This window comes from Paenibacillus sp. FSL F4-0122 (assembly GCF_038002845.1).
GTDB classification, from domain to species: Bacteria; Bacillota; Bacilli; order Paenibacillales; family Paenibacillaceae; genus Paenibacillus_AQ; species Paenibacillus_AQ odorifer.
In genome coordinates this window covers 6,197,376-6,210,064 of record NZ_JBBODI010000001.1, presented here as the reverse complement: position 1 = coordinate 6,210,064, position 12,689 = coordinate 6,197,376, and the positions used below count along the sequence as shown (strand labels likewise).

Below are 12,689 nucleotides of genomic sequence, written 5' to 3'. Positions count from 1 at the left end.
TATACTCAGTCATCCAACCTTCATAAATATTTAATAAAGGAGACGTACCAGTGAACAACATCAAAGTGCTTCATTATGATGCGTTTTCTCCTTATCCGAACAAAGGAAATCCAGCTGGTGTAGTATTAGATGCGGCTCATTTGAGCGAAAGTGACATGCAATCGATAGCTCATAAGGTCGGTTTTAATGAAACAGTTTTTGTAGTCTCATCGGATGTAGCTGATTTAAGGCTTAAGTATTTTACGCCAGGCCATGAGATCAATCTTTGTGGGCATGCAACTATGGCTTCTTTATTTGCTTTAAAGACAAAGGGTATCCTTGGAGAGGCAAGCTCGGTAAAGATCGAAACAAACGTGGGTGTGCTCCCCATTCAATTCAGTATGGACAACAATAATCACTTACTAATAAAAATGAAGCAAGATCATCCCGAGTTTATTGAATTTGACGGTGATAGAGCTAAGCTTGCCCATGCTTTAGGCTTAACAGTTGACGAATTTGATGAGGATATGCCGATTGTTTATGGCTGTACTGGCGCATGGACTCTATTAGTTCCAATTAAGAGTATAGATAGCTTTAATAAAATGAAACCGATAAATGAGTTGTTTCCGGAGATTTTAACGCAGCTTCCAAAAGCATCGATACACCCATTTTCACTCCACACGCTTGATCCGCACGCTTTAATGCACGCCAGACATTTCTCATCGCCTTTTTCGGGAACCGTTGAAGATCCAGTAACAGGTACAGCATCGGGAGTTATGGGGGCTTATTATTTAAAATATATTAATCCGCACATGGACTCAATCCAATTTGATGTAGAACAAGGACAAGAAATCGGTAGAGATGGGAAAGTAAATGTAGAAGTGTACCGACTAGATTCTGATAGAATGGATGTGTTTATTTCTGGAACTGCGGTGTTTGTGGGGGAGGTAGATTTAGGGAAATGATAAAATATACTCACTTGGAGTGTACGGAGTCTTAGTGATACCCAGTTAGAAGAGTTACATCAACCCCTTTTGTGAAGAAAATAATGCTGGGTCATTATTAGAACTTTAATGATCTATGGAATGGAGGTAACCTCATGATTGAAATTGATTGTCTGGGAGAAATCTGCCCAGTACCAGTAATGATGTTAAAAAAACATCAAAAAGCCATTCAAAATGGCGAAAAGGTGATGCTGGTTACTGATCATAGCTGCGCGAAAGTTTCTATCACGGATTACTGTCGTGGTTCAAATCTAAAATGTTCCATTCAAGAAGTCATTAATGGGGTATGGGAGATTACGATTGAGCTATAAGTTCAACATAATGTATCAATCAATGTCTTTTCTATATAACGAATTAATTGTTTCGTATCATTGTCACAACGCTGATTGTGTTTTTTTACCATGTAGACATCGTTATTTACCTGGAACTGATCAATATGAATGATCTTGAGTTGTTTACTATACAACTCTTTTTTTATGGACATATAAGGTAGGAAGGCGACACCATGTCCTCTAATGGCAGCAAGCTTTACCGCCTCAATGGAGTCCAGATTAAACAGTATATTTAATTTAAGCTCCCCTGCAGATATGTTGTTCAAAGCCCTTTGCACACAATGAAGCTGTGAGGACCAGATTAAAGGATATTTAGGGAGCTCATTCAGTGTGATTTTATCAGGACATACGGTCGTACTGCTTGCCACTAACATAACTTGATCAGAAAACACCATATTGGAGCATAATTCAGATTTCGGGGAAGGCCCGGAAATAAAGCCAACATCACCTTCTTCAAGAAGCAAACGTTCCTCTACTAGTGACGATGCCCCTTCGTTTAGAGTGATATGGCAATTGGGAAAATGTTTTTTTACCTCATATAAGGTACAGGGCAGGGCATAATTACAGACTTCTGGAATCGCATAAATAGACAGCTCATGTTGTGTTGGCTGTAAATGATTGATTTCTGTGACCATATCATCATATAATTTACAGATTTGCTCCGCATACTTCTCCGCTATAATCCCTGCTTCTGTAAGGCTGGCCCCTTTATTACTTCTCACAAAAAGCTCAGAACCCAGGGTATTCTCCCAGGATTTCAACTGCTGACTAAGTGCGGATTGGGTGATATGAGATTTCTGAGCGGCTTTAGATATACTTTTTAACGAAGCAATATCTAAAAATAATTTAAGCGTTTCCATATTCATACTTATTCCTCCTGTTGCCCGCTGTTAGTGCACACTATAGCATACTTGATTACGCTCCATCTGTGCCATTAGTAACACTTATACAGCATAAAGAAAGCAGATAACCACAGCTCGAATAAGTATGTTACTATTTTCACATAGTCAATTACATAAAACGATGGAGGTGTTAGACTATGGGGCAAACCGTAAGTCCCGAAACGAAATCAACCCGAACCAGAGCTCCTAGAAAACCTAAAAAGAGTCAGTTGCTCATCGCGTTGCTGGTTACAGTTCTCATTATTGGGTTTGGTTTTTTCCTAGACCATTCCCACGATAAAATGGTTGTCTACCTGCTTTTCGGTATTTCGTTTGGCGTTATTTTGCAAAGATCACGATTCTGCTTTACTGCATCACTTAGAGATCCATGTATTACAGGCAGCACATCGGTAACAAGAGCTGTACTGATAGCATTTTCTCTCGCTACGATCGGATTTACAGCCATTAAGTATCCAGCGTTCCTGGAAGGTAAACCGATTCCTGGGATGGACAATGTGGGTCAAATCAGTTTTGCTTTGATAATTGGCGCTGTATTATTTGGAATTGGCATGGTTATTGCAGGTGGTTGCGCTTCGGGTACATTGATGCGTGTAGGTGAAGGGTTCACAATGCAGATGCTGTCGCTTGTATTTTTTATCATTGGTTCACTTTGGGGATCACATGATATGGGTTGGTGGAGAGCTAACGTTATAAAGGATGCACCAACAGTATTTTTACCAGACGTCTTTGGTTGGCTTGGAGCACTAGTTGTTCAGTTCCTGATCATTCTTCTGTTGTACATCGCTGCAGTTAAATGGCAAGAGAAAAAGATGGGAAGCGCAGATTAGTATAAGTTATTACGTGAATATTTTCACTATTGGTATCAAAAAAATATAAAGGTGGTTTTTAAGATGGCTGAATTCACACTTGATTGCATGGGAGAAGCTTGTCCGGTACCGTTAATGAGAACAGAAAAGAAGATGACTGAACTAAATGTTGGAGACGTTTTAGTTGTTGCTATTGATCATAGTTGCGCAATGAAAAACGTACCAGAATGGGCGAGAAAACAGGGACATAATGTGGAAATCGAAGAGGTCGATGATGGCGAGTGGGAAGTTGTTATTGAGAAGGTAAAATAGGATCGCTGAGTAGGAAAGGACGGTGAATGAAACGGTGAACGAATTCTGGTTGAAGATATCGTCTAACCGCTTTTACAAGCAATTGCTCAAAGAACCGTTTACTTATGTAACTGGAGCTGTACTTCTGGCTGTGTTCGCTACAGCACATCTGGCTGTTTTCTCAAAAGGATGGGGAGTAACCAGCGCCTTTGCAGACTGGGGAGCTTGGGCTTATCGATTGGTAGGAGGAAATGTAGATAACTGGGCTTACTTTAGTTCGGAGAAAGCTCAAAAAACATTATCTTCCGGATTTTTGAATGATGGTGGATCCATTCGAAATGTAGGGATTATCTTAGGTGCATTAGCGGCGACTTTGTTTGCTTCCGAGTTCAAGCTTAAGAAAATTAAGTCCAAAAAGCAGGTAGTGGCGGCTGTACTTGGTGGGTTGCTCATGGGGTACGGAGCTAGACTGGCTAATGGATGTAATATAGGTGCATTATTTACGGCTATAGCTTCTTTATCGCTTTCAGGTTGGATTTTTGGATTGTTCCTGCTAGTTGGTGCATTTATAGGCAGTAAATTATTAGCCAAATTCTTTATGTAAAAGTGAAATAGGCTGAGCTTATAGTGCTGACGAGAGTCAGCCTATTTTATTGAAATCATAGTCTACACAGGAGGGACAATTGAAATGGAAAAGAAGACAGAACAGTATGATGTCGTCATTATCGGTGGCGGGGCTGCTGGATTAACAGCAGGGATCTATTGTGGACGAGCAAAATTGAAGACACTCCTCTTGGAAAAATCGTTGGTAGGCGGTCTTGCGACTTATACTAATGAAATAGAAAATTATCCTGGGTTTCCTGAAGGAACGACCGGAACAGATCTTATGGGATTATTTCATAAACAAGCCAAAAAATTTGGTGTTGATTTCAAAATGACAGATGTCAAATCTGTCTCGGTAGCAGAAGACATTAAAGTAGTGGAGACCTTTCGGGTTCGATATGAGTGTAAAGTCATTATCATAGCCAGTGGAGGAAAACCAAGAATTACAGGTGCAGCTAATGAAGATATGTTCTTATATGATAAAGGGATTTCCTTCTGTGCAACCTGTGACGCTGCGGCAAATACGGGGAAGACAGTTATGGTCGTTGGCAGTGGTGATGCAGCTATTGAGGAAGGGATGTTTCTAACTAAGTTTGCTGATAAAGTGATCGTATCTGTCATGCATGATCATGGGAAAATGGATTGTAATGAAATTGCCAAAACGCAGGCACTAGAAAACCCTAAAATGGAATTCATGTGGAATACGGTGGTAAATTCTTTCGAAGGTGAGGAACGTTTAAAATCCGTCGTCCTGAAAAATTTAAAATCTAATGAACTGCAAAACGTAAAGGTCGATTCATGTTTCTTATTTATTGGATACACCCCGAACACAGAAGTTTTATCAGGGGTAGTAGATTTGAATCGTAATGGATATATACTTATTAATGAGAAAATGGAAACGAATATCCCTGGGGTCTTTGCAGCAGGAGATGTGTGCGATAAGTTTCTAAAACAAGTTGCTACCGCTGTTGGCGATGGTGCCATTGCAGGGTATGGTGCAGAGAAGTATATATCTGAATGTGAGGTGTATGAGCATCAAATTCTGAATCAAGGCAAAGCATCTGTTGTTTATTTATGGAATGCCACAGATCCTTCCTGTCGGGAGTTATTGCCTCTAATTGAAGGATTTGAGCAATCCCATTCGGATGTCAGGGTCACAAAGGTAGATGTATATAAGTCACCCGGACTTGCCGCCAAGCTAGGAATAGATTCAGTTCCTTCTATTGTTTATCTGGATAATGGGAAGGTCCAAAAAGTAATTACTGAAAAGATAAATGAAGAAATACTGAGTACTCTTGCTAATTAAGGAGAAAGTCAAAGACACATGCAGATGTTATCTCTGTATGTGTCTTTTTTTATTCAAGCTTAAGGAATATGAGACGAGCTAATGCAAGAGAGTGTCAAAGTATCAATAATAGTTGTTTTGTCATATATTTTTGAAAGCGCTTAAACCTTATGATTATTTTATAAATGTTGCAACTATAGCGGAGGGAGAAAGGACATCAATTATCTGTACATATCTTCAAAATCATCACAAGGAGGATTCACCTATGGCGAACGCAAGCGTCGCACCAGACAAGAGATCCGGACCGAATCTCAACAAGCAACGAACTAGCGGGATCAGACGCTTTTTTAAGCAAATAGATCTACAGCTTATGGTATTACCAGCACTTGTTCTAGTTTTTATTTTTGCCTATATCCCCATGTACGGGATTCTAATTGCATTCCAGGATTACAAGTTAGGGAATAGTTTTATTAGCAGTGACTGGGTTGGCTTTAAGCACTTTATTTACTTTTTTAATGCACCTGAATTTGAAGTGGTTATGAAAAATACAATCATCATCAGCTTACTGAAATTTTGTTTTGGATTTCCTGCACCGATTATTTTGGCGTTAATGCTGAACGAAGTTCGTAAGATGTTCTTTAAACGGGTTATTCAGACCGTTACATATTTGCCTCACTTCTTATCTTGGGTAGTTATCGGCTCAATGGTTACCTCGATGTTATCTGTAGATAACGGCAGTATAAATATGCTGCTTGAGAAATTGAAATTTATTGATGAACCGATCAACTTCCTTTCCATGACAGAATATTTCTGGGGCATACTAGTTACAACCAATGTATGGAAAGAAATTGGATTTGCTTCAATCGTCTATTTAGCTGCCATTGCTGGTATTGACCCGCATTTATATGAAGCGGCTTCGATGGATGGTGCAAGTCGGTTTAAACAGATATATTTGATTACGTTGCCTTCAATTATGCCAGTTGTAATCATCTTTATGATTTTGGCAATCGGAAATCTGGTGAATGCAGGATTCGAAGATATTTTGATCCTAGCTTCTAATCCAGCACTACGAGAAGTGTCAGATTCAGTTGATGTATATGTTGTACGTGTCGGTATAGACAATTTCAGGTACTCCTATGCGACTGCTATCGGATTGTTTAAGGCCGTGATCAGCGTGACATTACTTACCTTTGCCAACTTCATTGCCAGAAGAGCAGGGAACAGCTTGTGGTAATGAATTACTCAATATAGGGGGACCAAACTATGAAACGTATTAATATAGGAGATCGAATATTTATAGGATTCATATATGTATTCTTGACTTTACTGGCATTTTCCGCCTTTTATCCATTTTGGAACTCACTTGTTATTTCCTTTAATGAGGGGATGGATACTTCGAAAGGTGGAGTTACTTTCTGGGTCCGTGAGTTCACGCTTGAGAATTATAAGATCGTTTTTGAAGATTCTCGTCTAATGGGTGGATTCGTCATTGCTACATTGCGGACGGTAATCGGTACAGTAACAGCGATACTGGCCACTTCGATATTCGCTTATGGAATGTCGAAGCGTGAACTGATGGGTCGCAAATACTACATGATTATGTGTATCATTACTATGTATTTCGGTGGGGGACTGATTCCGTCATACATGCTTATCAGAAGTTTAGGTCTCTTCAACTCATTTTGGGTGTTTATTATTCCTGCACTGGTCAGCGTATGGAATATGATCATATTCCGGACCTTCTTTCAAGGTCTTCCACAAGGTTTAGAGGAGTCAGCAAAGATTGACGGTTGCGGGTATTGGGGGACTTTTGTCCGCATCGTACTTCCTTTGTCGGGGCCAGTTATAGCAACATTATCTTTATTCACAGCAGTAAATCACTGGAATGAGTGGTTCGTAGCGAGTATTTACATTACGAAAGAGGAGTTAATGCCGATTCAGACCATCTTAAGACAGATACTGTTCTCTAATATTGCTTCAGAACAGCTGTCTAATGTAGATGCAAGCTCCATTGCTCATATTAACTCGGCTAAGAAAATAACCTCGAAGTCATTAACGATGGCTACGATTATGGTTGCAACCATTCCGATTGTATGTGTGTATCCATTCCTACAAAGATTCTTCGTTAAAGGGGTCTTGGTCGGATCATTGAAAGAGTAGGATGATAGAATGAGATTGGGTTTAGAGCGTATTGCTTTGAACATAGATTACAAATTGAAAGGGGAAAATACATTGAAGACTAAGAGAAAGATGCTTCTCGGTATGATGTCTACCTTGCTATTAACGACTTTGGTGGCGGGTTGTAGTGGCAACAATTCAAGCGCTCCAGCGGCAACTGCTGAACCAGAGAAAGAAGGAGGAACAGCGGTCAACACAGCAACTGAAGCTCCCGCGGCTGATTTGTATGAATTAGGGAAAGAACCGCTTGAAGTCTCATTCTACGGAAATTACGGCTGGTATCAAATGCCGAAATGGGGCAAAGATGCTGCTTCTAAATGGATTTTAGATAATCTGAAGATTAATGTCACAGGAATTAGCTCTGGTGGTAATAACGCTCAAAAGCTGCAAACGATGATCGTTGGTAACGAGCTGCCGGATATTGTGTGGACCGAGAAAGGTGCTGACGTAGAACGTCTTCGCCAAGCGGATATGCTAGTTCCTTTAGATGAATATATTGATAAATATCCAAACTTTAAGAAATACCTAACATCTGGACATTTGGAATTACTTCGTTCCCCTGATGGGAAGATTTATCAGCTGCCGAATTATTATACAACTCAACCAAACGGAAATGCCGGTTATGCTATTAATAAGAAGATTTACAAAGAGCTTGGTTCTCCTAAGCTAGAAACGACAGATGATTTGTATGCATATTTAAATGCTGTTAAGGCGAAGTTCCCTGACGTTATTCCGTTCGAGACAGGCTTAGCGAGAGATGGTAACGGAATTGACCAGTTATTTTCCTCTTTTAAAGAGAATAATCTGTCGTATACTAGAATATACGCCGTACCTGATGGCGACAAAATGGGTTCGATATACAAGGATGAAGGATTCCGTGAGTCTGTTGTATTTGCTGCTAAATTAATGCGTGAGAAGCTAATGACGCAGGATGCGAATACACAAACAGAAGATCAAATTAGAGAGAAAGCGATGAATGGCAAGTTTGCTGTTATTGCGACTTTTGATCCAATGAAATTGCTCGCCACTGCTGATGAAGAGATGAAGAAGACGGATCCAGAAGCTGGTTATATGTTTATTAAACCGATTTACAAAGCTGGTTTGGATCAAAGTAAGATTACTCCAGGAACGTACAATCAGTTAGGTTGGAACGTTGCTACAATCACTAAAAACGCTAAAAATCCAGAGGCTGTATTCGCTATGCTTGACTGGATGACAGGACCAGAAGGTTCTATGGTTCTTAACTGGGGTCCTCCAGGACCAGATGGTTATTGGGATGGATTTGAAGCAGATGGACTTACTCCTAAATTTAATAAAGATAAGTATCTGAATGAGCCAGAAGCTCTGTCCGAAATTAGCGGAAAAGCCGGTGACTTGGTATGGGTAGGTAATACAGTTTTCTTGGATAATACAAAGAAAATGATGTTGCAAACCCTTCCAGCTGACAAGATTGACTTTAGTAACCGTTGGCAGATGGAAGTTACTTGGGCTTCACAAGGTGACTTTACGGAGTTCCTGAATTGGGATCCGGCTCCAGACAGTGAAGAAGGTATTATTAGACAAAGTGTCAGAGATATCTGGTTAACAGCAAGAGCAAAATCAATGTATGCGAAGACTGATGCAGAAGCATTAGCAATTCTTGATAAAGCACATGAAGATTCTATCAAGGTTGGCTATGAGAAATTCCTCGATTATGTAACAAAAGTATGGACAGAAAATAAGAAAGCTTTAGGTAAATAATAATTTGTAATACGAAGGTTTGCTATTTAGCGAGCCTTCGTTTTTACGTCCCATTTCTAGTGCTCATTGCTTTATAAGCTGTTAGGTAAGAGAATGAATGGTATACTGAAAAAGATTGGTTAGTAGAATTCAGCAGGTTGGTTTAAAAACATTTCAAAGGAGGATTGTGTTGATGTACAACGTATTATTAGTAGACGATGAGATGCTTGATCTTGAAGGCATGAGACAATTCATTCCTTGGAATGAACTGGGTATGCAGGTCGTGGAGGCAGCGAATAACGCGTTTACCGCATGCGATATTTTAGAACAGCATGTTATTGATATTATTGTTAGTGATGTGAATATGCCGAATATGTCGGGTCTAGAGCTGGCTCGGATTGCCATAGAGAAAAAAAACGATATACGTGTGATTTTTGTAAGCGGTTACCAGGATTTCAGTTATGTGAAACAGGCGCTTTCGCTAAAAGCGTATAGCTATGTCCTTAAACCAATGGATGACAAGGAACTTATTGCTGCACTTCAGAAAGTTAAGCAGGATTTAGATGATGAAAGTAAACGGCGTGACGTTGAAGAAGCTTATCAGCATATGATTCCTATGGCCAAAAATGATTTGTTGATCCGCTTGTTTGAAGGGGAATGGGAGGGGGATACTCAAGCTGGAATGTTGAAGCTTATGAAATCCTACGGTCTGGATAAGCTGGAATGGCCTATACGTGTGGCGGTCTTGGAGCTGGACTATTTCAACTGGTTTCAAGAACAGGATAATCTAACTAAACATCTAATGTCCAAGGACTTTCTATATGAAGTGAATACAATTGCTCAGAAGCACGGGATGCCTCATTGCTATAAGGTATCGTCTTATCGAATCGCGTTGTTGATTAACGAACAGGAGATGGAGAGGTTTATTGAAGAAATTTATGACTCGATTCGTACAAAATTTCCTGTCACTATGACCGTAGGTGTAGGGAAGCCTACATTTGCTATGGAACAGGTCCACACCTCCTATCGGCAAGCTATGGAAGCCGTTGACGGAAAGATGTTTCTTGGCAAAGGCAAACTTATTATGTATGAAACGGTTAGCAGCGAACCTGGAATGATTGATGCCCGTACGTTGGATACCCGTATGGATACGCTTTTTAAAGCGATGAAAGAATATGAGTTAGTCCTTATTTATGATGAGATCGATAAGCTGTTCAGATCCGTGAGTAGTCTAAGATCTAAATTTACGATTCATAATCTAGCCATGTATATTATATGGAAGCTGGATCAGCAGTTGAAGGAGGTTAGCGAGGATTTATTTGAAATCTTAGGTATGGAGTTACATAGTTTAGATATTTTGCTTCAATTCGATACGATCAGTGATATACGCTCTTGGCTTGTACTCAAAACGTTTGAAATATCCGAGTACCTACGAAGCAAAACAGAGTCAGTGAACAATAAACTGATTAGAGAAATTATGCAAATGATGAAGGATAAGATGAGCGAGAATTTTACGTTAAAGGATATTGCACAGCAGTTCTCTTTCTCACCCAACTATTTGGGATATCTATTTAAAGAGGAAACTGGGAAAACGTTCAGCGAAGTACTCATTCAGCTGCGAATGGAACAAGCAGGCAAGCTTTTGAAAGATCCGAAGTGTAAAATCTATGAAATCGCGAGCCAGGTAGGTTACCGTTATCTTCCTTACTTCAGCAGACAATTCAAAGAAGCCTATGGTATGACACCTATGGAGTATCGTAAGCGGGAGAAGTGATGGGGGATGATGTTGCATGAAACAACCAAGAAGAAAACATAAGTATGTGCCGATAGGGTATAAATTAATGCTGACCTATATTTTTTTCATTATTATCCCTGTATCCGTGATCGGTTTTGTCTCTCACTCTATGTACAATGATTCATTACGCGAGCATACAAGTTCGAATATTAAAGGTACGTTGTTGCAGATTCGCGATAATATTGATTATAAAATGGGGGAAGTTATTCGGATATCAACGCAATTATATAGTGATTATGATTTCTATCGGAATTTGCGAAGTTATGAAGAAGGCTGGGAAAATTATGATAGGATGTCTATGAAGGTACTTCCAAAGCTGGACGTAGCTATTCAATCAACGGGTATGAGGATTGGGATGTCGCTACTTTTAAAGAATGAATCCATTCCTGAGATCTATTCGAATTCACTTGAGGGCTATCTGGATAATAGTAGCTTCTATCATCTTTACCATATGAAACGGATTGAAGGGAAATCCTGGTATTATGATTTTCCAACCGAGAAATACGCGGAGACTATGAAATGGTGGCAGATCGAGCGCGATGTAGAAAATAATCGGATCTCGTTGCTCCGTAGATTAATAGATACATACGACCCTCTCGTGCCTAAGGAGATTGGCTTCCTGCGGATTAATGTAGGCATTCCAGATCTGTTCAATAGTGTGAATTATACGAAGATAGGAAAAGGAAGTATTCTAATTTTAAAAAACGAGTTCGGAAGAACGATGTACCAATCGGGAGAACTACCAGAGCACTATACCAATGAAGCCGAAATTAATAAGGATTACCTGACGATTAGTGAAACAGTTACGGTTTCTAACCAAGCTTGGCAATTAAACGCGCTAGTTCCAATTACAATACTTGAACAGGATGCAGTGAAGGTACGACTGTTTATTATTTCAATGTGTCTCATCTGTTGTATTGTCTTTAGTTTTGTCGGCATATTTATATCCCGATATTTTTCAATTCGGATTAATAAGTTTGTGTACGTGCTGAATGCCTATCGGGAAGGTGATCTTCACAAGCGTATTTCCTATCGAGGCAAGGATGAATTCTCTCAGATTGCAACCGCGTTAAATGATATGGGCGAGAATATCGATATGTTGATTAAAGAAGTATATTTGACGCAGCTTCAGAAGAAGGAAGCAGAGCTTGAAATTCTACAATCACAAATCAATCCTCATTTCCTATATAATACGTTATCTTCTATTATTCAATTAGCCAAGTTTGGTCAAAATGAGAAGCTGCAGCAGATGGTGCTGGAATTAGCGAAGTTTTATCGCCTAACGCTTAATGAAGGACGTACCATGATTCCGGTCCCCACTGAAATTGAACAGGCTAACGCTTATTTAGAAATTCAGAAAATTAAATACGGTGATCGTCTGGAAGTTATGTTTGATTTTGATACAGAAATCTGGCCTTATGAGACCATAAAACTGATTCTACAACCATTTATCGAGAACGTGCTGAAGCACGCCTGGTGTGGTGACCACATTCATTTACGCATTGTTGGGCGTAAAGAGGGCAATGATATTCTGTTCCGCATCATTGATGATGGAATCGGCATGAGACAGGAACGTATTGATCAAATTTTTGATCCAAAGGGCCATACGAATACAGGTTATGGGGTCCGTAATGTGGATCAGCGAATTAAACTGCAATATGGATCTGAGTATGGCGTAACCATTTTTAGTCGTGTCGGAATTGGCACTTCTGTTCAGATACTTATTCCGGCTAATAAGGGCAAGCGTGGCATTCGTTCAAATATTGTACATGATGAAAAGGGGTCTTAAAGCTAG

12 protein-coding genes are annotated in these 12,689 nt (G+C 39.7%); 11 read left to right on the top strand and 1 reads right to left on the bottom strand.

All coding sequences use genetic code 11. The features are described 5' to 3' along the window. The first annotated feature begins 50 nt into the window (after positions 1-50). The gene (locus tag MHH49_RS27130) at positions 51-944 is read left to right on the top strand and encodes a PhzF family phenazine biosynthesis isomerase (protein WP_076146131.1); all 894 of its coding nucleotides are present in this window, start codon (positions 51-53) and stop codon (positions 942-944) included. A gap of 134 nt (positions 945-1,078) precedes the next feature. Continuing rightward, the gene (locus MHH49_RS27125; protein ID WP_036678264.1) at positions 1,079-1,294 is read left to right on the top strand and encodes a sulfurtransferase TusA family protein; all 216 of its coding nucleotides are present in this window, start codon (positions 1,079-1,081) and stop codon (positions 1,292-1,294) included. A gap of 2 nt (positions 1,295-1,296) precedes the next feature. On the opposite strand, the gene MHH49_RS27120 is transcribed toward MHH49_RS27125, so the two are convergent. Then, positions 1,297-2,181, bottom strand: coding sequence for a LysR family transcriptional regulator (locus MHH49_RS27120; protein WP_036678261.1), 885 nt, complete (start codon positions 2,179-2,181; stop codon positions 1,297-1,299). Between the two features lie 173 nt (positions 2,182-2,354). Here MHH49_RS27120 and MHH49_RS27115 point away from each other — a divergent pair, with 173 nt between their 5' ends. From MHH49_RS27115 to MHH49_RS27075, 9 genes are all read left to right on the top strand, one after another. Further along, positions 2,355-3,044: a YeeE/YedE thiosulfate transporter family protein gene (locus tag MHH49_RS27115; protein WP_341138673.1), complete on the top strand. Its 690-nt coding sequence runs from the start codon at positions 2,355-2,357 to the stop codon at positions 3,042-3,044. Between the two features lie 63 nt (positions 3,045-3,107). Further along, positions 3,108-3,335, top strand: coding sequence for a sulfurtransferase TusA family protein (locus tag MHH49_RS27110; RefSeq protein ID WP_036678256.1), 228 nt, complete (start codon positions 3,108-3,110; stop codon positions 3,333-3,335). Positions 3,336-3,357: 22 nt separating this feature from the next. Then, entirely contained in the window at positions 3,358-3,918 is a 561-nt protein-coding gene (locus tag MHH49_RS27105) for a YeeE/YedE thiosulfate transporter family protein (protein ID WP_254924522.1), read from the top strand. Between the two features lie 84 nt (positions 3,919-4,002). Next, the gene (locus MHH49_RS27100) at positions 4,003-5,223 is read left to right on the top strand and encodes an FAD-dependent oxidoreductase (RefSeq protein ID WP_340890780.1); all 1,221 of its coding nucleotides are present in this window, start codon (positions 4,003-4,005) and stop codon (positions 5,221-5,223) included. A gap of 244 nt (positions 5,224-5,467) precedes the next feature. Then, the gene (locus tag MHH49_RS27095; RefSeq protein ID WP_036678250.1) at positions 5,468-6,436 is read left to right on the top strand and encodes an ABC transporter permease; all 969 of its coding nucleotides are present in this window, start codon (positions 5,468-5,470) and stop codon (positions 6,434-6,436) included. Between the two features lie 29 nt (positions 6,437-6,465). Continuing rightward, positions 6,466-7,362 (top strand): carbohydrate ABC transporter permease, encoded by an 897-nt coding sequence (locus tag MHH49_RS27090; protein WP_036678249.1) that lies wholly within the window; start codon positions 6,466-6,468, stop codon positions 7,360-7,362. Positions 7,363-7,434: 72 nt separating this feature from the next. Beyond that, a complete protein-coding gene (locus MHH49_RS27085; RefSeq protein WP_170914248.1) occupies positions 7,435-9,120 on the top strand; it encodes an extracellular solute-binding protein in 1,686 nt (561 codons plus the stop codon). A gap of 172 nt (positions 9,121-9,292) precedes the next feature. Next, positions 9,293-10,873 carry a response regulator gene (locus MHH49_RS27080; protein WP_036678246.1) on the top strand — a complete coding sequence of 527 codons (1,581 nt, stop codon included), beginning with the start codon at positions 9,293-9,295 and terminating at the stop codon, positions 10,871-10,873. A gap of 16 nt (positions 10,874-10,889) precedes the next feature. Then, the gene (locus MHH49_RS27075) at positions 10,890-12,683 is read left to right on the top strand and encodes a sensor histidine kinase (protein WP_341138672.1); all 1,794 of its coding nucleotides are present in this window, start codon (positions 10,890-10,892) and stop codon (positions 12,681-12,683) included. The last annotated feature ends 6 nt before the right edge of the window (positions 12,684-12,689 follow it).